Origin of the sequence: Paenibacillus guangzhouensis (genome assembly GCF_009363075.1) — a bacterium.
GTDB lineage: Bacteria > Bacillota > Bacilli > Paenibacillales > Paenibacillaceae > Paenibacillus_K > Paenibacillus_K guangzhouensis.
This window is the reverse complement of sequence record NZ_CP045293.1, coordinates 6,686,997-6,709,807: the sequence shown is the minus strand read 5'-3', so window position 1 is coordinate 6,709,807 and position 22,811 is coordinate 6,686,997. Positions and strand designations below refer to the sequence as shown.

The following is a 22,811-nucleotide window of genomic DNA, read 5'->3' as shown; positions in this document are numbered from 1 at the left end:
GTTGTAAGGTGCTACAATCCCTTTTCGAATCGCTTCGTCTCCTCCGGCTGTCCGGTCGAAAACTTATAATTCCTATTTAATTACTCGGTTTAATCGTAATATACCAACTGCCCAGATAAATGTCAATCTTTATTTTTAAATGGAAATAACAAAAAAAGCCAGCAGATTCCGAGTAGGAATCCGGCTGGCTTGCCATCTATCGATTAGTTCTTCTGGCGTCCCCGTTTGTTCTCGCCATTGACCACGATGACATCGACGAACGGACGTATGCGGTCCATAAGCCGTTGTCCTTTATAAGCTTCTTCGCCATCTTTGCTCGTGAAGCTGAAGTGCTTCTCGAGTGCGTCGAGCTCATAATTTGAGGTATAGAATGTCGGCTTGCGGTTCATGCGATAGTTCAGAATCGAGCCAAGCACATGGTCACGCGCCCAAGGATTCATGTTCTCCGCACCTACATCATCGAAGATCAGAATATCCGTCTCCTTCAAGGCCTCCATCGTCTCCTTCAATTTGGCCCCGTCCAGCATCATCGATTTCAAATCCTCGACGAATTCGGGCATATAGACGATCGCACCGGTGAATCCTTCCTTCGCAAGCTCGTACAGCAAGTAACACATCAAGAAAGTCTTCCCTGTTCCGAATTTACCGACCAAGTACAGACCATTCGTCTGAAGCCCCTCTTCCTTCGTCCGCAAAATATAAGTCAACACTTGGTTCGCAGCGGAAGCCCGCTCCAAGTCCTTGACGAGGATTTCATCTGCTGAATAGCCTTCTTTCAACGCTCGGTCATCCACGTAGAAGCTACGAATCCGATCTCGAATTTGATCTTGCCGCTGTTGTCCAAGGAATTTCTTGCAAGATACTTTGCTATCATAGACTTGGGTCAATCCGTTGACGGTATCGCAGGAGATTTTGGAATAGTGCCCTTGCATATCATTCGGACATTGATCGAGCCCTGGGCAGTTCGAGCAATTGTTGTACTCGGTCACATATTGGTACAAACGATTCATGTTCTGCTGAATGACCTGATCCGTCATCTCCGGGTATTTGGCGCGCAGCTTCACAATGAGCGGATTCGCGATCAGCTCAGCCTTCTTCTGTTCCACCCTCTGCCACATATCTTGACTTGGAATTCGTTTTAGTAGATCTCCGAGTGATTCCATGACACTTTACATCTCCTCTCGTCTTAGGATTTGCCATCCAGTTTCCGCGCGACTTTGCGCATCTCTTCTAATTCTTCCGGCGTGACGGCCATGCCTTGCGGCACATCTTGAATAATCGGTATGCTTGGCTTCTGCTTAGCAGTACCACCTCTTGTGTACCCTGATCCGCTGCGTCCACGCGAACCCGATGCGCCGGCCTTGCTCACACGCTCTTGTTCGAGCCGCTGCTTGAATTGACTCTGGTCACGGATATGCTGAACCGCTTGTTCATAGCTGGTAATCTGCTTCATGAGCATCGTCGATGCAATGGAATCCACGAAATTCCGATTCAGGCGTTGATCCGTGCCCGATACGAGCAGCGACATCAGATAGTGGATTAAGACATTGATGACCTCTTCCGGCAATTTATAGTTCAAATCGATTTTCTCGAACATGTCCATCATATTATCTGGCACGGAGCCTGGGAAAAACTTCTTCAGCATCATCGTATAAGGTTCATTGCGCAGCATCATATTATATTGATGGATATCGCATTTGCCTTGGAATTGCGGCGGCACGTCCAGATAGAATTCCATCTCCACAGGGTATTCCTCGCGTGCCTGGTCCTCATGATCGTTATCTACTGAATCACGAAGCGCGATGACCTTCTTCGCATAGCGATCACTCGTCTCGCTTCGTTTCTTTCCTTGTCGGAACTGCAAGTTTGCACGATGCTGTAGCTCATCGAGCAGAATTTCGCCTTGATCCGAAAATACGCCTTCTTCATCGAGAAGTCCGCAGATATCTTGCAGACTTAACTGATATTTGCGAACGATGTAATTAATCATGCCCATTTGCTCATGCTCGTATCGAAGCCGCTCGACGAATGCGCGATTCTTCGAGATACGCGGGAACCGAGAAATAATATCCGCATAGTTCAGCATCTCTTCTGCGCTCGCTGCTTGATACCCTGGATGCCTTGATGGCGCCACTTCGGATAGGGCCTGCTCCAGCTCATAATCAATGACATGCGTGTTCAATTGGAACAGCTCGTAGAAGGGGATCGACAGATCCTCTTTGTGAACCGCCTTGTGAATGATCTCAGCGGGCTCTTCTGTACAGAATTCTTCGCGCAGCGATAGGACCGTGAACTTCCCAACCTTATCCCGTAATAGCAGCGTGAGGTGCTGGGTCTTGAAAAATTCATTCGGCGACAACGGCGCATACAGCTCATATTCATAGATACTATCATCCTGTTCGGGTATGTAGATCCGCGACGAATGCAGTAACCCTACCGCTTCCAGCTTCGATGCAATCTCGATCAGCTGCTTACGCCCCTTCTCACTCGGGTCGATGCCTAAGGTAAGGAAAAGCCGGCGCTGCTGCTCAATACGCGAATATCCGACACGATCACTCGAAATATGTTGATAGAGAAAATGATAGAAGCTAATGGCAAGCCCGCCAACCATCGGCTGATAAATATAAGAGAGCATTTTCGAATCCATCCCGCTAAGCGAGAAGTCCCTGAACGTACAATACCGATGATGTTCGGTAAACTGCAATAGATTTGAAATACGCACCCTTCTCATACACCCCATTTGTCCAAAAAATCCGTTCTTCATGCATCCTTTTATTCTATCATAAAATAAGAGCCAAGTCTGTTCCTGGTGAACTCTACCATGAAGATTATCAATTTCTCGACAGTTTCCTCTATCCGAAATTCGACAGAGATATCCATATTGCGTATAATACGTATTGGACAACAAACTAATGGATGGTGATCGTTTTGTTATACGCGCTCTCATTTATCATTTCGTTTCTTATTGTGTATGTACTCATTCCGCCACTTGGCAAAATGGCATTCCGCATCGACTTTGTGGACAAGCCTCGGAAAGACACGGAGCGCAAGATCCATCGTGAGCCCATTCCACTGACAGCCAGTTACGCGATTTTCATCGGATTTTTCGTTACATACTTGCTCGTCACTCGAGAATTCAATTGGGAGACAGGGGCGCTCTTCATCGGCGGTGTTCTCTTACTTACGATCGGGACCATTGATGATTGGTATAAGACGAAAGGGAAAGATTTCCCGGCATTACCCAAAATGGTTATTCAGCTCTCTGCAGCCGCGCTCGTCTTTTTTTCGGGCAACGCTTTTACAGGGTTCTATAACCCCTTAAGTAATGAATATGTGCTGCTGCCTGTGTGGCTGCAATTTATACTAACGATTCTATGGATCTTCGGCGTTACGACGGTGATTAACTTCTCCGACGGGATGGATGGTCTTGCAGGCGGCTTAGCAACGATCTCCGCGGTAACTCTATTTATCGTAGCGCTCACGAAAGGTCAGACCAACTCCGCGATGATGGCGATCATCTTGATTGGTGTGACGGTGGCCTATCTACGATACAACAAGCCGCCGGCGAAAATATTCATGGGCGACGCTGGCGCAACCTTCATCGGGTTCATCCTAGGCGTAATCGCGTTAGATGGCGCGTTCAAGCAGGCGACAATCTTATCGCTCTTCATTCCGATTCTTGCGCTCGGCGTACCGATCTTCGATAATATCTTCGTCGTATTGAAGCGTATGATTCAAGGCAAGCCGATATATCAGGCCGACGCCAGCCAAGCGCATTACCGACTGCTTCGTTCCGGTCTAAGTCACAAGCAAGTGGTCATGTTCCTATGTCTCATTGGTACATGCTTCGGATTATCTTCAATTATCTTATTGTTAATACAGACCTAAAAACAAATCCCCCATTCGATGGCCGATCGCCAAGGAATGGGGGATTTTATTCATATGCGAGGCGCTAGGCCGCTGTCTCCACAGGGATTTGCATACCACGGTAGAGCAGCTTCTGCCCCCATCTCGTACGATACACGAGCTTCTCCATCAAGGCGAATACGGCGCTCGACGTATAATATAAACCGATTGCGATCGGAGACCGCCATAGCACGAAGAGATAGAACAAATTCATCACGATGGACAGGCCCGCTTGCTTCTTGGCCGCCTGCAGAATCGTGAGCTCCATCGTAATAGGGATCAGTGCAGCGACCAGTGTCAGCAATGTGCTCAGGATCGGCAGTACATGCAGCGGGTCGGCTTGGGACAACGTATCCACCCAAGATACAATCGTCGAGCTCATCTCGCCGCCATGCGTCCGGAACAAGCCGAACAGGCTCATAAAGATCGGAATTTGCGCGAAGCTAATCAATAACATATTGAACGGCTTAATGCCATGTTCTTTATTAATACGAAGCGTCTCTTCGATCATACGCTCCTGCTTGTCTTTATATTTCTCACGGACTTGCTGAAGAATAGGCTGCACGGCCTTCTGGCGTACCATTTGCCGATAATTCATCAGATTCAATCCCGTTAGCAGGAATCTCACGATCAAGGTCAATACGATAATCGCAAGGCCCCAATCATGCGTAAGTTGAAAGAGTTCGGTGAGCAATGTGTTGAATACGGATACGATAGGCGATAGCCATGAGATCATTGATGATTCCTCCTATAGGTGTTCGTTCGGTTCTACGTTGTACACCTACAGCGGATTGCGCTTCATCATCGGTTGGCTTCTTTCTTGGCTTGCGGCTTGGTATTTTGCGGCGTATGCATCCTAATCGCAGCACCATGCTCTGCGCATATGACGGTTCGTCGTCCCTATGCGGTTGCAGCGACGCGATCACTGCCGTGCGAATCGGAACACCGACCGGCGACTGCAGGTAGAAGTAACCAACCAATACCGCGGCGACCGCGATCATCGACCATAGCAGCATGCCATAATCTACCGATATTTCCATTGTCTCACCTCCCCCACATGTCCGATAGATATCTATTACAACTATACCATACTACGTATGCTGACGGGAAACCGTCTCATTTTTCCATCACATGGCGAAAGGCCCGCTGTTCCTAGGAACTACGGACCTCTCGCTTGATCAACGCTATCGCTTCACAGAGGGGCGATATAACGAGACGAATGCTCGACCTCGAGCAGGTTCTTCCCTTTCTGCTGCAATACATATAATCCATTGCTCTCGGAACCATACCACTCGTATCCGACGGCATAACCCGAGGCAGAGCGAGTTAAGAACATGATTCGGAATAAGGAGGGGTCCATTTCTCCGCCGTCATCGACGCGCCATACCGAATATTGATCAGGATCATCGTTCCCTTCGAAATCCTGGAAGACCACGCCATTCTTCGTCACGAGCACGAAGCTCGCAAGCGGCTTCTTCCCCTTCACGTTCTCGAATTGTATGATGCCCACTTGCACTTCCGAAGGCACTTCGCCGATTTGCCAATGCTTCAGCACCTTCCGCTTCTTCGTCTTCTCGATCGCTTGCACCGTCTTCTTATCCAAGCCTTTGATCTTCACCGAACGATAAGCGAGAAACGTATGGCCTTGAAAAGCATCCTTCGTCGCCAGCACAACGGCCTCGTCTTGCGATACTTTGCCTTTCAATACCTTGTAAATCTCACCTTCATCGTTATCGAAATTGTACATATTATTGCGCCCGTTACTCTTCTCAGAGAGCTTCTGGTGCTTCCCATATTGAATGGGATGACTTCTTCCAGGGGCAGCAATCGCCTGTGTGTATTGCTTCGGATGCGCTTGATCGAACCCAAGTAATCGCGTGCCTGTCGAGTCTGCATAAGCAAAGGTGAGTTTAGCTTCGGACAGCCGATCCGTAACTTTCACACCTGCCGCAGAGGCTGGAGGCGAGCCTACTATACCCAGCATGAGCGCCATCATCACTACAATGAGCTTCTTCATTCTTATTTCGAACCCTTCATCCATTTCGCAATATCGGTGATTACTTCTTGCGGCGTATTCCCAGGAAGAAGATATTCTTGGCCTGTTGAAGGCTTGTCGTAAGAGACGAACACATGGTTAAGCTTCGGATACAGCTTATACGTCACGTTTGTTCGTGAAGTAAGACTGGACTTCCAACCGTCTAGGTTCGATGGCTCTACCTGTATGTCATTATCCCCTTGGGCAATGAACAACGGCACGTTCTGCGACTTCGCAACCTCTTGGCCGCGATAGTTCCGAAGATCGAACCACCATGCCGCTTGGCCAGCCGGGAACGCCTTCGGCAAATTCGTCACGGAGTATTTCGGATCCTTCAGCAGCGCCATGCTCTGCTCCCATACATGGAGCTGCGCCTCAACCTGCGCTAACACTTCTTTCGGAGCTCCGCCCTTCTTCGCACGTTCCAACGCTTGCTGGTACTGCCAGAGCAATATATCTTCAAGTGGCTTGGAAGGTCCCGCGAAGACCATTGCCCCAGCGATCTGTTGCTTTGTATCCTGCGCAATGATGCGCGGTACGAGCATCGCGCCTTGACTATGCCCGAGCACATAGATCTGCTTCGGATCGAATCGCTTATCCTGCGACAGCAATTGTACCGCCGCAATGGCATCATCATTGGTCTCTTCCTTCACCGTAAACGACGGCGATTGCGATTTGAACAGATGCTCGTAGGTCCGTTTGTCATAGCGGAGTACCGCCACACCTTCATTCGCGAGACCTACCGCTACATCACGGAAGAACTTACTGCCGCCAATGGATTCGTCCCGGTCATTCATCCCGGAGCCGTGAACAAGAACCACAACCGGAAAAGGTCCATTCCCTTGCGGTATGGTTAAGGTACCTGGCAGCGCTGTGTTGCCTTCCCCGATCTTCACTTCCTCAACCTTGTAACGGTCTGGGTGATCATAAGAAGGCGCTTGATAATTATTAACAAGCGACGGTGGGAAGAAGAAATCATCTAACTTGCCCTTCAGATCAAATCGCACATCAACGGCTACCGGTGCGCCCTGCGGACCTTCATACGTCACGCGCACGTTTTGGTGCACGGCGTTTGTCGTCAACGTGACCTGTTGAACGTTAACTAGTTTGCCGTACATCGCAAGAAGCTGCTGCTGCAGCATCTGCAGTGCAGGTACAGGAAGTGCCGCCTGCAGCCCTTCACTCATCGATGCATGCACATCATCGAATTGCCCCGTGATGATCTGCTTCAATAGATGCGTCGCTCGGCTCTTCAAATCCGCTTGATCGATCACGATCTCCCCCTGTTCGCCTACTGACAGTTGGACTTGCAATACCTTATTCACGTCATCGATCGAGACTTGCAGATGATGCGCTGCATTCGTCATGGCTGCGGATTGCAGTGCATAAGATTGACCATTCAATAGCGATTGACTCTGCCCTGCTTGAATCACCCATTCGATCGTTCCGTACTTCACGACGGCTGCCCGCTTCGCTGCGTCCCATTTCACAGAAGCACCAACCCACTCGGCCGCTTGCCGAAGTTCAATGCCATTCCCCGCTGTCGCTCCCCCCGGTGATGACGTGCTTGCCCCTTCTGCGAATACAGCTTGTGCACCGCTTGAGAGCAAGCCTGCGATCGTTAACACACTGATCATTTTTTTCATATGATTCCGAACTCCTCTCCAAACAAATAATATAGAATTTAATTGTTAGACAAATATCTAAATAAAGTATACCGTTGGACTTTCATCGTTGTCAATCTTCCCCAATTCCATGGACGTAAAAAAGGCAACACACATAAATATGTGTATTGCCCTTCCATTAGAACATCTTGAATCCGCTGCGACGAAGCATACGAATCGTGGTACCGCTGATGATCGCACCGACCAGTCCTGCACATGCTGTGAGCAAATCGACAAGACTATACGCTTCAATATTGCCAAAGAACGATAGATCCTTCTTCCAATAGGAAATGATCACCGCAGGTACAATGACAATCACGAACAAATACGCGGGGAACCATGTTGTTTTCATTAGCATATTTAAAATAAACCCGATCCCAAACATCATGACAAAAAACAATACGAACAAAATGATCGGAATGATAGAACCTACCACACCATCCATGCCTTGAACGACCTCCTATATGTACAACCTGCAGCTTGTGCCTTGCGTCTTTTCTTGTAGTGTACTAGAAAAATGTGGTGGAAGCAACGAACTTTCCGTGACGTTTTATGTGAGGATTGTCACACCTTCTCCATTTGTTCTGCGCGGCTCTTTTCGGGTACAATGAAGGAAGTAGGTGGTAAATTGATGAAGGAGTGATTATGATGAGCGAAGCAGCTCTTACTTTAGAAGGTTGGTATTCATTGCATGATTTCAGAGCCGTCGATTGGCACAGCTGGAAACGCGCAACAGAAGCAGAACGTGCAGCAGCGCTGGACGAGCTACATACATTTTTGCAGCAATGGGCGACGGTGGAAGCTTACAAGCAAGGCAGTACGGCAGTCTACTCCATCGTGGGACAGAAGGCTGACTTCGTCTTCATGCATTTACGTGAGACGCTCGAAGAATTGAATGAACTTGAGAACGCATTTAACAAAACATCTTTCGCGCAATTCACGATTCCTGTCTACTCTTATGTCAGCGTCGTAGAGCTTAGCAACTACTTGGCTGGCGGTGGAGATCCGTATGCGAGTCCTGAGGTGATGGCGAGACTGAAGCCGACGCTTCCGAAGAGCAAGCATATCTGCTTCTACCCGATGAACAAGAAACGTGATCTAGCGGACAACTGGTACATGTTGTCGATGGACGAGCGCAAAGGCATGATGCGCAGCCACGGCATGATCGGCCGCCAATATGCAGGCAAAGTCAAACAGATCATCTGCGGCTCCGTTGGCCTGGACGATTGGGAATGGGGCGTAACGCTCTTCTCCGACGATGCGCTTCAGTTCAAGAAGCTTGTCTATGAAATGCGGTTTGATGAAGTGAGCGCGCGCTTCGGCGAATTTGGCTCCTTCTACGTGGGCAACCTGCTCGACGCGGACAAATTCCAAGCGATGCTTGCACTATAAGTGGTTAGAAGGAACACCCTTGCCAATGGCGGGGGTGTTTTTTGGTGTTTCCGATGTTGTTCGAACCAATGACACACGAATCAAGTTATGCAATAATTTATATAAAATAGATACGCAGTGAAAGGAGGACTCCAGCGTGTATCTCGATCTCATTTTGCTCTATGCAAAGTCTACACCATAAACAACGGCGGTTGTTTGCATAGAGCGAGTATTACCCTACCGTCTTTTTTCGTGCATGGCGTATAGACTTTGCTTCCTTAAATCATTCATTTTAAGGAGTAGAGTATCCATGAAATATGTCAAAGCAGATCTTGTATTTCCTGAAGAGTTGTTAATTGAAATTCAGAAATATGTCCAAGGTGGGTTGGTCTACATTCCAAAGCCTAATGGAACTCGTACGAAATGGGGAGAGAATTCAGGGAGCCGAACCTATCTGCGTCTCCGAAATGAAGAAATTCGTCTTCAATACGCTAACGGGACCTCAATCGATGAGCTCTCCGATCGATATAGCCTTTCCTATGATAGTATCCGGAGAATCATTTATTCCAACAAATAAAGCCTAATTGAGTCACGTTGGCATTTTGTCCAGCGTGACTTTTTGGTATGAAAATTTTTAAAATAATTCTTGATGTATGTATGTTCTTCTCTCCTTGTTATTCTTGGTTAATCCCGTTACTAAGAAATGAGGTATAGACATGAACAAGATCAAAGATGTTCAAGAAGCTTGGAACCGATGGTCAGACACAGACTTTGCCAAATATCGGTCGCCTGATCGTATTGCGAAGCTCATCACCGAACCGGAATCCGCCTTTCATAAGACGACGTATGCGATGATCCGAGAAGCCTTCCCAAGTTTAGAAGGGAAACGGATCTGTGTCCCTTCTAGCGGAGATAACCATGCTGTATTTGCCTTTCATCTGATGGGGGCCATCGTAACTTCATGCGATATCTCAGAGAGACAGTTAGAGCATGCCTCGAATATCGCTCACCGACACGGCTGGGATATTGAATTCATCTGGGATGATACCATGGAGCTTAACAAACTACACAACAATGCCTATGATTTCGTATACACCTCCAATGGTGTTCATGTGTGGATCAATAATTTACAGTCCATGTATGATCATGTACACCGCATACTCGATCGTAGAGGCATATATATGATGTTCGATATTCACCCCTTTTTGCGGCCTTTCGGGATTCAAGCGAGAAAAGAAATCCATATCGTACATCCCTATCATCTCACCGGTCCTTTCGGCGAAATACCTCGGTACAAGTGGCGAATCCAAGATCTCATGAATGCGATGATCAGATCCGGATTGTATGTCAGACAGGTAGAGGAAATGTATGCGGAAGACGGTTTATTCTGGGTAGACGACTCTCAGAATGAAGGTGATACGATGACAGAGAGGGAGCTCCATCAATTATGCAACTGGGAGTACAATCCCCTCGCAGCTCTCCCTCAATGGCTGACCATTCAAGCGGGCAAGTTATAAAATACATCGCCCATGAACTCCTTTTCGAACAGGCACCAAGAGGGATTCACCCCCTCCTTGTCGAAGAACAAAGAATCATTGTTCCAGCCCATCTATCGAAACGAGGTGTTCTACTGTGAATGAATTAAAGCGAATCTATAACCTAGCCCAAGAGATCAAGCACAATGTACAGAAAGTCATTGTCGGCAAGGAAGAGACGATCGACCGTATTTTCGTCGCTCTTTTTACAGGCGGACATGTGCTTCTCGAAGACGTGCCTGGCACCGGCAAAACCCTGCTCGCCAAGGCGCTCGCACGATCCATCGATGGAAATTGCAAACGCATTCAGTTTACGCCCGATTTACTCCCTACCGATCTAAGCGGCATGAATATTTATAATCAAAAGACAAGCGAGTTCCAATTCCGCTCGGGACCCCTATTCACAAACCTGCTGCTCGCGGACGAGATCAATCGGGCGACACCGAGAACTCAATCCAGTCTGCTCGAATGCATGGAGGAGCGCCAAGTTAGTATCGACGGTGAGACAATGCTGCTGGAAGAACCTTTTATCGTGCTCGCAACACAGAATCCACTAGATAACTATGGGACGTTCCCGCTCCCCGAAGCGCAGCTCGATCGATTCATGCTGAAGCTGAAGCTGGGCTACCCGACCTTCGAGGAAGGACTGCTCGTATTGTCCCGTTTCCGGGAACAGCAGCCGCTCGAACAGCTGGAACCTGTCGCCTCCAAAGCCGACATCATGCAAGCGCGAGCGGATTATACCAAAGTGCATATAAGCGACGATATGCTGGAATACCTACTGCGAATCGTGGAGCAGACACGCAAACATCCAGATATTGCACTCGGTGCCAGCCCTCGTGCGAGCCAAGCTCTACTGCGCGCTGTTCAAGCGTATGCCGTTATTCGCGGCCGAGAATTCGTATCACCCGATGATGTGAAAGCGATGGCTATCCCTGTCCTTGCGCATCGCCTGCTATTCCGGAATGCCTCGCAGCTTCGAGACCAGCAAGCCGAGAACGTACTGGGACATATTCTGAATCAAGTTCCTGTACCTTCCGAGCCGCTGATGAAGGGGTAATCGCGATGCCGCTGCATTGGTTCATATTATTTGCTGTGATCATTCTCGGGCTGCAAGCCCTTCTCTTCAAGCTGCGTGCATTATCCAAGCTAGGCTATACTAGAACATTTACGAAGCACCACCTATTTGTTAAAGATCAAGTGGAGATGACAGAGACGATTCGCAATGATAAGCTGCTGCCGCTCCCGTGGGTGCGTCTCGAATCGATGCTCCCCAGCTCGCTCCATTTTGGGAATCAGACGAACTTGGAGATCAATTCCGGAGAACTGCTTCAGAACCATCGAAGCTTGTTCACTTTGAAATCCTATACGCAAATTGTACGTAGGCATCAGATTACGTGCACACGTCGCGGCGTCTTCCGATTGAACAGTGCGACGATGACCGCTGGTGATCTATTCGGCATGTTCGATGCCGTGCGCACCATCCCTCTCGATCTGGAATTGATCGTCTATCCGGAGATCGTGCCATTGCAGGATATTCCGTTCTCCAATAAGAGCTGGATAGGCGATATGACGGTGCGACGCTGGATTCTTGAAGATCCGTTCTGGAAATCCGGGGTACGAGCTTATCAACCAGGCGATCCACTGAAGAATGTGCATTGGAAAGCGACCGCACGCACGAACCAGCTTCAAGTGCATCAGCTCGATTTTACCGCTGACCGTAAATTGATGATGCTCGTGAACTTCGAGACAACGAAGGGCATGTGGTCCAAAGTCACACATCCGGAAATCATCGAACAAGCGATATCTTATGCCGCTTCGATCGCTAACACGACCATCCCGCAAGGCATTGAGACAGGCTTCGCCTGCAATGGAACGATGAAATCGCTCGCAAAAGGGCAGCCCGTCGTCCTCCCTCCCGCAGCGGGCACGCATCATCTCACCGATCTATTCGAGCATATGGCGAAGCTTGAACTTGAGCTATCTGCATCCTTCCGTACCTTTATGGAGAACTGGGAGGATGCGTCAGGCACGGATTTCATTATCCTATCGGCCATTCCGCTCACCGATATGGAGCCGTTGTTATCTCGCATACGCTTGCGGGGGAATGGGATTGAAGTTGTCGAGCTTCAGCGTACAAGTACATCGGGTTATGCAGGAGAGGAGGACACGATCTATGCTTAGCCGTTACCTTCGTCCCATCGGAATCATACGCAGCTTGACCGAATATGCCATGGTGCTTCCGATCGTCCTGCTGCTCCATATTTATCTCATTCCGGAGTCGCCATCGCACACGATCTTGCTCAGTCTTGTCTACCCTGTCTGTCACTGGGGCGGTCAGCAGGCCAAATCATGGATTCGTTGGCAGCGGGATACCTTATGGCTGACTGGCGGGCTCTTCCTAACCATGACGGTTGTCGTGATCACAGGGCAGATAACCCTAACCCATTTCATTCCGCCATTGATCAGCTTCTCCTTATTTGCACGTGGTGTACGCATGGCTTCAAGAGGAGTGCCGATGTGGGGTTCGGTCACTTGGTATTGGGGTGCGCTTGCAGTATATTTTGTCATCTATGCGCTTACGAATTTTTTGCCTGAAATGAAAGCATACCAGTTGCCACTCTTCATCGGCGGGGTATGGATGATCGTTACAACGCTCATGATGATGAATCAGAATATTCTGCATCGTGCGAATATGACCCGTGATACGACGACGAAGCTGCCGGCTGGCATCCTCCGTCAAAATCTGAAGTATGTATTCGCGCTAATCGGCATCACACTGCTCTTCGCAGCGATGATCTTCGGCAATCTGATGGATATCCTCATGGGATGGTTCCGCCAGGTTATGGCCTGGTTGTTCAACAATCGGACTACTGAAGTTGAGCCTCCGCGAGCAGAGCCCACAGTAACGCCACAGATGCCGATGGAGGGACTCGAGCCTGGCGAACCTAGCGCTTTCATGAAAGCGTTGGAGCAGATCGTAATAATCTTGTTCTGGAGTGCGATGATCATCGCGGTGGTCATCTTGTTATGGATTGGACTGAGGTATCTGATCAAGAAACTCTTCCCGAAGTTCTGGGCGGCGCTATTACGATTCTTCGCACAAAAACAAGAGTACACCCCTGCAGCCAGCTACTCCGATGAGCGAACCAATCTCTTCGAGTGGGACAAGCTGCGCCAGCGCGTCACCCAGCCATGGGAGAAGATCTTGGCACGGTTCGGACAAAAAGAAGCGGCATATGCCGAATTAACGAATAACCGAGATCGCGTCCGCTACTGGTACCGGTTCAAAATGAAACGAGCGATGCGTAAGGGCTTCATTGTACAGGAGAGCGCAACGCCTGCTGAAATACTTATGAAGGTCAAGGAATGGGAACAGCACGATTCCTCCAGCGACTTCACGGATTTAGCCGATGCCTACAATGCGTCAAGATATAGCGATCAGGATATCCCTGATGAGACGGTCGAGCGATTGCGTAAGAAGTTCGATCCCCCTTCTTCTTCCTAACAGAAATCCCCCCAGTGATGACGTCATCACTGGGGGGATTTCTGTACATACGATTTAAGAATGTGCACATGATTTCGATGATAGCTGATCAGCAAGAGCCAGGAATGTACCAAGTACACGCGCAATACGCTTGCTCATCTCATGTTCAGGATCAAGCTGCGGCTGTTCGAATACGCTGCGCTGTGCGCCGCCGACAGATAGCCATTCCGGACAATTAATGCCGTGCAGATTCCGTACGATCGCCTGAATCTGCTGGAGCGAGCTTACGCCAACATCACCGCCTGATGAGCTGACAGCCAAAACCGGCTTCATACTGAAATGATCCTTGTTCATAAAATCCAGGGCATTCTTCAGCACACCGCTCACACTCCCATGGTATTCCGGCGTTGCAAGCACGACAGCCTGGGAAGACAAGACGGCTTTTTTCATATCGCTGACGTTCGTATCGTTCGCATAAGATAAATCCGGTGAGTATAAGGGCAGCGTCTTTTCATAGAGATCAATGAAAATGACTTCATGACCTTGCTCTTGTATCGTTCTAGCCAGAACCTTGGCCACTTGGGTACTGGACGCACCTTTTCGATTACTGCCTGCAATAATAGAAATTTTCATACCAATCGAATCCTCTCGCTAAAATTTGACACTTTTCTATTTTACCTTATTTTCCCTTCTCGTACATCCTTGGCAAGTCTGAGCTCTGTAAAATGATCCTCCCTAACCATTCTCGCTTAGAAATGACAACTTTCGTTGGATATTTTTACAATTTTCCTCAGACCACCTCACATCAAGCCAATAAACTTTTTGCACTTATTCCAGCCCGTTCCACCTCACTCCGCACCAAATAACTGCCTTTTTGCAGTTATTTCACTCGTTCCACATCACTCCGCACCAAATAACTGCCTTTTTGCAGTTATTTCGCTCGTTCCATCTCACTTCGAGCTAATTAACTGCTTTTTTGCACTTATTCCGCCCGTTCCACCTCACTTCGCCCCAATTAACTGCCTTTTTGCAGTTATTCTGCCGGTTCCGCCTCAATCCGAGCCAATTAACTGCTTTTTTGCATTTATTCCCACCGTTCCACCTCACTTCGCCCCAATTAACTGACTTTTTGCACTTATTCCCTCACTCTCGCCTCGCCCCAAACCCCATCAACACAAAAAAACCCGCTAAGCAAATCGCTTAGCGGATCTCATTTTACTCTTCATCATCCAATTGTTTGATCGATTCTAGGAACTCTTCCGTCGCCCGATCACGTGCACGCCCTTTATCCTTCAACCGCTCAATCGCAGGCTGGATCAAGAGATCCACTTCCCGCTGCACGGTGTAGGCAAGGTCATATCGTGTCTGCGACTCAAGATAAGAACCAACTTCCATCAGCGCATTGTACCGATCCAATTCATCCCGGGTTAAGAGCCCGCGAACTTGAACGCTGCAATGCCGCATCTTATAGGAATTTACCTTTTTTCAATACGAGCGACAATCCGCCAATAATGAACAGGTAACGAATATCGATAATTTTCTTCAACTGTGCAGCTGTGAAACCTTTCAATTTCTTCGTACCCACGATACCGATCGCTTCGCCTTTACCAAGGGATGCCACAGTACCTTTGTTGCTGAATACGAATTTCGTAGGCTGTTGGTTACGGATTGCTGCAACGATGTTGTTCGCACAAGTCACACCTTGTTGCATTGCAATTTGTGCTGTTGGCGGATAAGGACGACCTTCTGGGTTGAACATCAAGGAGTTATCTCCAATAACGAAGATATTCTCTTGGCCAGGAACGCGCAAAAATTCATCTACTTTCACACGGCCGCGCATCGTCTCAATGCCAGCTTCTTCAATCATACGGTTACCGCGAACCCCGGCAGCCCATACAACCGTAGCCGATTTAATCAATTCGCCTTCGCCAACGATAACACCCTCTGGTGTCGCTTCTTTGATTGGTGTTCCGATTTTGAATGTAACACCTTTGTTCTGAAGCACGTTCATCGCATACTCGACAAGCTCAGGATCGAAGCCTGGCAATGCCGAAGGCGCTGCTTCAACATTGTAGATTTTCACAAGGGAAGGATCTACGTCATATTGTTTGCATAGTTCAGGAATACGGTCTGCAAGCTCGGATACGAACTCGATCCCTGTGAATCCTGCGCCACCAACGACGAATGTAAGACGGTCAAGACGCGTCTCATCCTGTTTGTATGCTGCAAATTGGTACTCGATGTGTTGACGAATCATACGAACCGAGTTAATACTGCGAATGCTCATTGCATATTCTTTCATACCTGGGATTCCGAATGTTTCTGTCTCGCCACCCACCGAAATGATCAGGTAATCATAAGAAAGCGCACTTCCGTCTTCAAGAAGAACTTTCTTCTCTTGCGTACGAATTTGTTGTACAGTTGCTTTCACAAAATCAATTTTGAACTCATCGATCAATTTAGAAATCGCTACGCGCGCGTTCTCCATTTGATCTGTACCTGCAGCAGGCATATGCAAATGTGTTGTGAAATAATGGTAATCATGTTTATTCACAAGCGTGACATCCGCTTCGTTATAGTTCAATTCTTTCTGCAGGCGTTGTGCTGTTAGAATACCGCCATATCCCGCACCTAGGATAACAATTTTAGGAATATTACTCATGGTTGATCCCTTCCAATCCTTCTTGTGATTTATTATATAGTATAAAACTTCAATATGTGAAAAATTACACTTACAAAATAAAAAAATGGTGATTAGACATGCTCTATGTGAAATTCGATGAACATTTCATGAACAAACTGTAGCAGAATTGTGCACGATTCGACAACTGGTTTATTAACCCAAATGAAATCATACTGATTTTTCTCAAGAATAGCAAGCATTTATTCAAAAAAGATTCGACATTTTTTATTTTATTTTCTTTGCATCCCGATTAACTTTATTTGTTGCATCAAAAATGAAAATAGGTTTCATTCCCTTGCCGAGAAGCTTATAATAAATAAGGATGTATATTAAATAATATTGAATTTCGGAGGTGCCCCTGTGGACCAACAAAATCTAACGACTCAAGAGCCCGCTGATATCCTGATCATCGGTGGCGGACCTGCCGGTATGTTTGCAGCATTTTACGGTGGTATGCGTCAAGCGTCCGTTAAATTGATCGAGAGTATGCCACAATTAGGCGGACAATTGGCAGCATTATATCCTGAAAAATACATTTATGATGTCGCTGGCTTCCCGAAGGTTACTGCACAAGAGCTCGTCGACAACTTGAGCAAACAGATGGAAATGTTCCAGACAGATGTACGACTCGAAGAGAAAGTTATCGATGTCGTGAAGAAAGACGAGCGCCTCTTCGAAGTCACTACAGATAAAGGCGTTCATTATGCCAAAGCAATTATTATTACCGCAGGTGTTGGCGCATTTGAACCACGCCGTCTTGAACTCCCTGAAGCTGCTCAGTACGAGAAGAAGAACTTAAAGTACTTCGTTAGCGACCTACAGCAATATGCAGGTAAAAAAGTATTGATCAGCGGCGGCGGCGACTCTGCTCTTGACTGGGCGCTTATGCTTGAGCCAATCGCTGAAGAAGTTACGCTTATCCATCGCCGTGATAAGTTCCGTGCACACGAGCATAGTGTTGAGCGTCTTATGGCTTCGAAAGTCAAAGTCATTACACCTACAGAGATCATTAGCCTACACGGTGAAGATCTTATCGAGCAAGTTACGATCCAAGACGTGAAATCCAAAGAACAGACGAAAATCGACGTCGATGCAGTTATCGTTACTTTCGGTTTTGTCTCTTCACTCGGTCCCATTGCAGATTGGGGCATTAACATTGAAGGCGGCTCGATCGTTGTTGACACACGGATGGAGACGAATATCCCAGGTATTTTCGCTGCAGGCGATATCACGACATACCCTGGTAAATTGAAACTGATTGCAGTTGGTTTTGGTGAGGCGCCAACGGCGATCAATAATGCGAAGGTCTATGTTGATCCTAGCGCGAAGCTGTCCCCAGGCCACAGCAGCAGCATGAAGGTATAGTCCACGTTTCTTATTATATGTTAGAACAATAAAGGGTATCCTACGCTCAGAACTTAAATCTGAAAGGAGGATACCCTTGTCTTATCGCTGCCCGCTATGTAACGGTTTCATCGCTCCCCATGTGACTTGTCCAGCTTGTCACCAGCTCGCGTCAGACTACGGCAAATTAGAGGATTACGAGGGACCCTATAGCCCATATGCAGATTATACCACCTATGCAGAGCTCTCCTCGATGAATCACAATGAACAAGGTGCACCGGTCTGTACACATCTTCTCTACTGTGAAGCTTGTCAGCGATCATCCCCGCTCCAAGTGATCGAATGGGGACCTTCATTGGGTGAATAAAAGGTAAAAATTACAGCAGCGGAAGCTGACGCAATCGTATCTCGGCTAAGAGCAGACGGATAAACTCTCCCTCTAACTTCAACTCTATCGCCTTATAATACGATTCTACCAATAGCTCATCGGATAGAATAGACATCACACATACTTCCTTCCCTTTTATTTCCTGTACTTGAATTTTACTATATCACGCCCCCTCAAACAGAACAAGCGTTCCGGTTATCCACAACTTGCTGTGGAAATCCTGTGATTTAATTGTTAATAACTCCCAAATTAAGCGTGATTACGCCCTATAACATGTGGATAATAGTTATTCACAGGCTAATAACCGGAATGCTGTATAAAAAAATTCTATTACATTGCCTATCACCAAAAATCAAAACTATCATAAAATAGAAATAGAAAGAGAAAAGATGAATCTTCCCCTCTCTATTGCGGACGAGTATTCACCTCAAAAATCCAAATCTTCCCACTCGTGTCGATACCATAGTCAAATCCAAGCTGCCCTATTCCCGGAAATCTTCGCTCCAATATCGTCGTAGACAACACCGTCAAACTGCGCATTTCACTTTTCTTCGATGCTACCTGTCCCGCTGAAAATGATCTTCTAATTCCTTGAGACGCTGACAACTTAGCCCCGCCTTTGCACAAATTCGTCACGAACAACCCTCGCCGCGCCAATCGGCCGACCATCGCACGAATTTCCCAATACGCACCAACCTTCACGACTTTGACACGATAATCGATCGGTCGGCCATCTATTCGAGCCAAATGAATTCCACGTTGAATAATATAACTGCGTCTTTTCTTCACAGTGCTGAGGGAGCGAAACAAACTATCGAAACTCCCGAACGACCGGTGCTTCGCCATGGCTGTATAGGAATAGGTCTCCCCTTCCTTGGTTACCTTGATGACGCCATAACCTCCGCCACCAACAACCGGTTTAATTACGACCATACCATATGTGGACAACATGGAGTGTAGGTTTGCAGCATTATATTTCTTGGTCTGAGGAATGTGGGCTACGATTTTATCGTTGGACAGTAATACTGCGGTCTTAACCCATTTGTTAGCCAGTTGTCTTCCAGCCATTCCGCCATCCCCTTTCTAAGAGTATACTTATACATACTCAAGTAGAGGGAGAACCTCCTGTATCATTGTCCCCGGTAAATGCCTGAATTTGGATAGATAATTGTAAGAATTCGATATATTATAGAAAGATAACAACCAAATTGAAGCAAGGAGGAGCCTTCCTTTGGAACAACTCGTTCAGAATTTATATACCCTCAGCTATTATGCGATGGCTGTTATTCTTGTCCTCGTGACCCTCTGCATCTTCGTCGTCGGGATCAAAATGTTCATTGATCGCAAGCGCGGGATCGGCAGTGCCTTTGTTGCCTTCTCCATCATCGCAACAGGGATGATCGCGGTCATGCTCAATCTAAAGTTCTTGTAGACCATTCGCGTACATATACGCCAAAAAACCCCCTGGATTCTTCCTCCAGGGGGTTTAGCATTTCTAATGGCAGCGCCATTCGTGAATTAGCATTGCTCTGGCGCAGGCGTGCCTGCATCTGTCGCCGTTCGGAAAGACGAACCGCATCCGCAAGTTGCGCTTGCATTTGGGTTGTCGATCGTGAATCCACCCGACATACCGGATTCTTTGAAGTCAATAATAAGCCCATTCAAATATTTAATGCTGTCTTCTTCAACGACAACCTTAAGGCCTTTCACATCAAATACTTTATCATTGAAATGCTGCTCATCATCGAATCCCATGCCGTATTGAAACCCGCTGCATCCGCCGGCTTGAACTCCTAAACGCAAGAACATGTTTGGAATTTCCTCTTGGGCGAGCATTTCTTGTATCTTAGCAATCGCTGCATCTGTAATATTGATCATCTGAATCCCTCCTTCTGTTACTATATCTTCAGTATACATGAACGATGTATTTTGTCACAAGTGTAAGAACCTAGCTCGGTGGAAACAAAAGGTTTACCTTTTTTGTCACATTCTATTGCTCCTCATCACAACGAGGTTTATAATGGGGATACGACCGAGTTTGATTGGTCATTTTTTCATGAGTTTTTTGTTATTCATCGTTTTATCTTGTAAGAAATTTCACATACAAATAAGCAATATGAAGCGTTCCCGAATGGAACTCTAATTACAAAGGAGGAACGAGCCTGACATGACAACACTTGTGACAAGCCACACGGACTCTCGGATGGCAGAAATCATCGAAAAAGTACAGCGAGGAGAACGTCTTACCCTTGAAGACGGCGTCTATCTGTACCAAAGCGACGACATATTAACCATCGGTCAATTAGCGAATGAGGTTAACCTCAAGAAGAATGGGAAGAAAGTCTATTTCATTGAGAACATGAGCCTCTATTTCACGAACGTCTGTGAATCTCGCTGTGCGTTCTGTAACTTCCGTAAGGATGAAGGCGACGAAGGAGCCTATACCCTCTCTGGCGCAGAAATGATCGAATTTGTCGAACAGCATATCAATCCAGGTGTGCGTGAATTTCATATCGTAGGTGGACATAACCAGCATGTTCCATTCCAATATTACGTAGATTCCCTTCGTGCATTGCATGAGAAATATCCAGATATTACCTTAAAGGCCTACACCGCCGCTGAAATTGATTTCTTCACACGGATTAGTGGATTGAGTATTGCCGAAGTCCTTCAAGAACTGATGAAAGCTGGACTTAAGACCCTAACTGGGGGCGGTGCTGAAATTCTATCCGATCAATATCGTGAGAAAATGCATGTAGATAAAGCGAATGTGGATCGTTATCTCGAAGTACACCGTGTTGCTCATGAGCTTGGTTTGCGCACACATACAACCATGCTCTATGGTTCGATTGAGAGCCATGAAGATCGCATTCGCCATATGCTGCAAATTCGCGAGCTCCAAGATGAGACGAATGGTTTCATGGTATTCATTCCATTGTCCATGCAGCCGAAGAGCAAATCCGCTGATATTCGCCGCCGCAACTCGGCTTACGAAGACCTTAAGACCATCGCGATCAGCCGCTTGATGCTCGACAATATTCAGCATATCAAAGCTTATTTTATTAATATTGGGACACAATTAACACAAATGGCATTAACCTTCGGCGCATCCGATGCGCACGGAACCATCGTGAAGGAGCGAATCAGCCATGCTGCGGGCGCTCTAACACCTGAAGGCTTAACTCGTGCAGAGCTAATCTGGCTCATTAAAGGCGCGGGACGAATTCCTGTAGAACGCGATACTTTCTATAACGAAGTGAAGGTCTATGAATCATAATTGAATCATCTTTGAATGAAGCACAATTATTCGAGGCATACGGGGAGAGAGCTACACATGAAAAAATTGGTCATCCTGGGCGGAGGCTATGGTGGACTTGCAGTTGCGAATAGATTATTAGAAGGAGAAATCCCGGTAGATACATCGGTGATGTTAATTGATCGCCAGCCATATCAAGGACTTAAGACGGAATATTATGCACTAGCAGCTGGTACAGCATCTGATCTTCAAATCCGCGTTGCCTTTCCGACAGACCCGCGAATTGAACTGAAATACGGAGACATTACACGTATCGATTTGCAGGCCAAACATGTCTACTTAAATGCAGAAGAAGTTATTCCTTATGATCAACTTGTGATTGCACTGGGATGTACAGATAAATTTCATGGTATTCTCGGCGCAGAACAATATGCAGAGAGCATTCAATCCTTATCACGAACACGACGCACCTATCAAGCGCTGAATGATGTGAAGCCCTACGGCCAAGTCAATATTATGGGCGGCGGCCTAAGTGGTGTCGAAGTCGCAGCAGAGCTCCGTGAGAGTCGGCCCGACTTGAACATTCGGATCATTGACCGTGGACCACGCGTTCTCTCGGCTTTTCCAGAGAAGCTGTCTGCGTTCGTCTCCGAATGGTTCCACGAGCATCATGTGGACTTAAGCTCTCACATTTCAACGACACAATTAGAGCAAGGCGGCATTATCCATCAGAATGGGGTTATCTATAGCGACGTAACGGTATGGACCGCAGGCATTCAACCTGTCAAACCAGTTCAGGATCTTGACGTTCCAAAGGATCCACAAGGGCGTGTACTGCTTAACCTCCATTATCAAATTCCAGGCCATGAGGACGTCTTCGTGGTAGGGGACTGCGCTTCCCTCTCCTTCTCTCCAAGCGCGCAAGCAGCCGGAGCACAAGGAGAACAAGTTGCAGATGTCATACAAGCGTCATGGAAGGGCGAAGAGCCGAAGCTGGGTAAAATCAAACTTAAAGGCGTGCTTGGTTCCTTAGGGAAGAAGAGCGGATTCGGATTATTAGGGAATCGAACGATGATGGGACGCGTCCCGCGTGTCTTGAAGATGGGCGTCCTGTGGAGATCCAAGCATCATTTCGGTTGATC

At 47.3% G+C, this 22,811-nt stretch carries 25 protein-coding genes; 12 read left to right on the top strand and 13 right to left on the bottom strand.

Annotation, left to right across the window (positions count from 1 at the left end):
- Positions 1 to 203 precede the first annotated feature (203 nt).
- Both dnaI and GCU39_RS30175 read right to left on the bottom strand, forming a co-directional pair.
- Entirely contained in the window at positions 204 to 1,163 is a 960-nt protein-coding gene (gene dnaI / locus GCU39_RS30180) for a primosomal protein DnaI (protein ID WP_152396850.1), read from the bottom strand.
- A gap of 23 nt (positions 1,164 to 1,186) precedes the next feature.
- Positions 1,187 to 2,722 (bottom strand): DnaD domain protein, encoded by a 1,536-nt coding sequence (locus tag GCU39_RS30175; protein ID WP_152397500.1) that lies wholly within the window; start codon positions 2,720 to 2,722, stop codon positions 1,187 to 1,189.
- Positions 2,723 to 2,916: 194 nt separating this feature from the next.
- Between GCU39_RS30175 and GCU39_RS30170 the strand changes: the two genes are divergently transcribed.
- Positions 2,917 to 3,888: an MraY family glycosyltransferase gene (locus GCU39_RS30170; RefSeq protein WP_152396849.1), complete on the top strand. Its 972-nt coding sequence runs from the start codon at positions 2,917 to 2,919 to the stop codon at positions 3,886 to 3,888.
- 64 nt (positions 3,889 to 3,952) lie between these two features.
- Here the strand turns inward: GCU39_RS30170 and GCU39_RS30165 are convergent, their stop codons facing one another.
- The 5 genes from GCU39_RS30165 to GCU39_RS30145 form a co-directional block, all read right to left on the bottom strand.
- Positions 3,953 to 4,642: a YidC/Oxa1 family membrane protein insertase gene (locus GCU39_RS30165; RefSeq protein ID WP_152396848.1), complete on the bottom strand. Its 690-nt coding sequence runs from the start codon at positions 4,640 to 4,642 to the stop codon at positions 3,953 to 3,955.
- Positions 4,569 to 4,946, bottom strand: a complete 378-nt coding sequence (locus tag GCU39_RS30160) for a hypothetical protein (RefSeq protein ID WP_152396847.1) — start codon at positions 4,944 to 4,946, stop codon at positions 4,569 to 4,571. Before GCU39_RS30160 ends, GCU39_RS30165 begins: the two co-directional genes overlap by 74 nt.
- A 152-nt stretch (positions 4,947 to 5,098) precedes the next feature.
- Entirely contained in the window at positions 5,099 to 5,923 is an 825-nt protein-coding gene (locus tag GCU39_RS30155) for a hypothetical protein (RefSeq protein ID WP_152396846.1), read from the bottom strand.
- Positions 5,924 to 5,925: 2 nt separating this feature from the next.
- Positions 5,926 to 7,587 carry an alpha/beta hydrolase family protein gene (locus GCU39_RS30150; RefSeq protein ID WP_152396845.1) on the bottom strand — a complete coding sequence of 554 codons (1,662 nt, stop codon included), beginning with the start codon at positions 7,585 to 7,587 and terminating at the stop codon, positions 5,926 to 5,928.
- A 157-nt stretch (positions 7,588 to 7,744) separates the two neighbouring features.
- Positions 7,745 to 8,050: a YuiB family protein gene (locus GCU39_RS30145; RefSeq protein WP_152396844.1), complete on the bottom strand. Its 306-nt coding sequence runs from the start codon at positions 8,048 to 8,050 to the stop codon at positions 7,745 to 7,747.
- A gap of 203 nt (positions 8,051 to 8,253) precedes the next feature.
- On the opposite strand from GCU39_RS30145, the gene hemQ reads away from it, so the two are divergent.
- The 6 genes from hemQ to GCU39_RS30115 all read left to right on the top strand — a co-directional run bounded on the left by hemQ (position 8,254) and on the right by GCU39_RS30115 (position 14,019).
- Positions 8,254 to 8,997 carry a hydrogen peroxide-dependent heme synthase gene (hemQ, locus tag GCU39_RS30140; protein WP_152397499.1) on the top strand — a complete coding sequence of 248 codons (744 nt, stop codon included), beginning with the start codon at positions 8,254 to 8,256 and terminating at the stop codon, positions 8,995 to 8,997.
- A gap of 289 nt (positions 8,998 to 9,286) precedes the next feature.
- A complete protein-coding gene (locus tag GCU39_RS30135; protein WP_152396843.1) occupies positions 9,287 to 9,553 on the top strand; it encodes a CD3324 family protein in 267 nt (88 codons plus the stop codon).
- Between the two features lie 139 nt (positions 9,554 to 9,692).
- The gene (locus GCU39_RS30130; RefSeq protein WP_152396842.1) at positions 9,693 to 10,493 is read left to right on the top strand and encodes a class I SAM-dependent methyltransferase; all 801 of its coding nucleotides are present in this window, start codon (positions 9,693 to 9,695) and stop codon (positions 10,491 to 10,493) included.
- A 115-nt stretch (positions 10,494 to 10,608) separates the two neighbouring features.
- Positions 10,609 to 11,571 (top strand): AAA family ATPase, encoded by a 963-nt coding sequence (locus GCU39_RS30125; RefSeq protein WP_152396841.1) that lies wholly within the window; start codon positions 10,609 to 10,611, stop codon positions 11,569 to 11,571.
- Positions 11,572 to 11,576: 5 nt separating this feature from the next.
- Positions 11,577 to 12,695, top strand: a complete 1,119-nt coding sequence (locus GCU39_RS30120; RefSeq protein WP_152396840.1) for a DUF58 domain-containing protein — start codon at positions 11,577 to 11,579, stop codon at positions 12,693 to 12,695.
- On the top strand, positions 12,688 to 14,019 hold the full coding sequence (locus GCU39_RS30115) for a DUF4129 domain-containing protein (RefSeq protein ID WP_152396839.1): 1,332 nt from the start codon (positions 12,688 to 12,690) through the stop codon (positions 14,017 to 14,019). Before GCU39_RS30120 ends, GCU39_RS30115 begins: the two co-directional genes overlap by 8 nt.
- A gap of 54 nt (positions 14,020 to 14,073) precedes the next feature.
- On the opposite strand, the gene GCU39_RS30110 is transcribed toward GCU39_RS30115, so the two are convergent.
- From GCU39_RS30110 to GCU39_RS30100, 3 genes are all read right to left on the bottom strand, one after another.
- Entirely contained in the window at positions 14,074 to 14,631 is a 558-nt protein-coding gene (locus GCU39_RS30110; RefSeq protein WP_152396838.1) for an NADPH-dependent FMN reductase, read from the bottom strand.
- Positions 14,632 to 15,213: 582 nt separating this feature from the next.
- Complete coding sequence (locus GCU39_RS30105) at positions 15,214 to 15,462, bottom strand: hypothetical protein (RefSeq protein ID WP_152396837.1); 249 nt, start codon at positions 15,460 to 15,462, stop codon at positions 15,214 to 15,216.
- 1 nt (position 15,463) lies between these two features.
- Entirely contained in the window at positions 15,464 to 16,660 is a 1,197-nt protein-coding gene (locus GCU39_RS30100) for an NAD(P)/FAD-dependent oxidoreductase (protein WP_152396836.1), read from the bottom strand.
- A 450-nt stretch (positions 16,661 to 17,110) separates the two neighbouring features.
- Between GCU39_RS30100 and GCU39_RS30095 the strand changes: the two genes are divergently transcribed.
- Positions 17,111 to 18,046 carry an NAD(P)/FAD-dependent oxidoreductase gene (locus GCU39_RS30095; protein WP_265333558.1) on the top strand — a complete coding sequence of 312 codons (936 nt, stop codon included), beginning with the start codon at positions 17,111 to 17,113 and terminating at the stop codon, positions 18,044 to 18,046.
- A 76-nt stretch (positions 18,047 to 18,122) separates the two neighbouring features.
- On the top strand, positions 18,123 to 18,392 hold the full coding sequence (locus GCU39_RS30090; RefSeq protein WP_152396834.1) for a hypothetical protein: 270 nt from the start codon (positions 18,123 to 18,125) through the stop codon (positions 18,390 to 18,392).
- Between the two features lie 10 nt (positions 18,393 to 18,402).
- On the opposite strand, the gene sda is transcribed toward GCU39_RS30090, so the two are convergent.
- Together sda and GCU39_RS30080 are read right to left on the bottom strand one after the other, a co-directional pair.
- Complete coding sequence (gene sda, locus GCU39_RS30085) at positions 18,403 to 18,528, bottom strand: sporulation histidine kinase inhibitor Sda (RefSeq protein ID WP_152396833.1); 126 nt, start codon at positions 18,526 to 18,528, stop codon at positions 18,403 to 18,405.
- Between the two features lie 290 nt (positions 18,529 to 18,818).
- A complete protein-coding gene (locus GCU39_RS30080) occupies positions 18,819 to 19,481 on the bottom strand; it encodes a YheC/YheD family protein (RefSeq protein WP_152396832.1) in 663 nt (220 codons plus the stop codon).
- Positions 19,482 to 19,644: 163 nt separating this feature from the next.
- Here GCU39_RS30080 and GCU39_RS30075 point away from each other — a divergent pair, with 163 nt between their 5' ends.
- The gene (locus tag GCU39_RS30075) at positions 19,645 to 19,845 is read left to right on the top strand and encodes a hypothetical protein (RefSeq protein ID WP_152396831.1); all 201 of its coding nucleotides are present in this window, start codon (positions 19,645 to 19,647) and stop codon (positions 19,843 to 19,845) included.
- Between the two features lie 86 nt (positions 19,846 to 19,931).
- Here GCU39_RS30075 and GCU39_RS30070 read toward each other — a convergent pair whose 3' ends face one another.
- Positions 19,932 to 20,291: a HesB/IscA family protein gene (locus tag GCU39_RS30070; RefSeq protein WP_152396830.1), complete on the bottom strand. Its 360-nt coding sequence runs from the start codon at positions 20,289 to 20,291 to the stop codon at positions 19,932 to 19,934.
- A gap of 289 nt (positions 20,292 to 20,580) precedes the next feature.
- On the opposite strand from GCU39_RS30070, the gene mqnE reads away from it, so the two are divergent.
- Together mqnE and GCU39_RS30060 are read left to right on the top strand one after the other, a co-directional pair.
- On the top strand, positions 20,581 to 21,690 hold the full coding sequence (mqnE, locus tag GCU39_RS30065) for an aminofutalosine synthase MqnE (protein ID WP_152396829.1): 1,110 nt from the start codon (positions 20,581 to 20,583) through the stop codon (positions 21,688 to 21,690).
- Between the two features lie 57 nt (positions 21,691 to 21,747).
- Positions 21,748 to 22,809: an NAD(P)/FAD-dependent oxidoreductase gene (locus GCU39_RS30060; RefSeq protein WP_152396828.1), complete on the top strand. Its 1,062-nt coding sequence runs from the start codon at positions 21,748 to 21,750 to the stop codon at positions 22,807 to 22,809.
- The last annotated feature ends 2 nt before the right edge of the window (positions 22,810 to 22,811 follow it).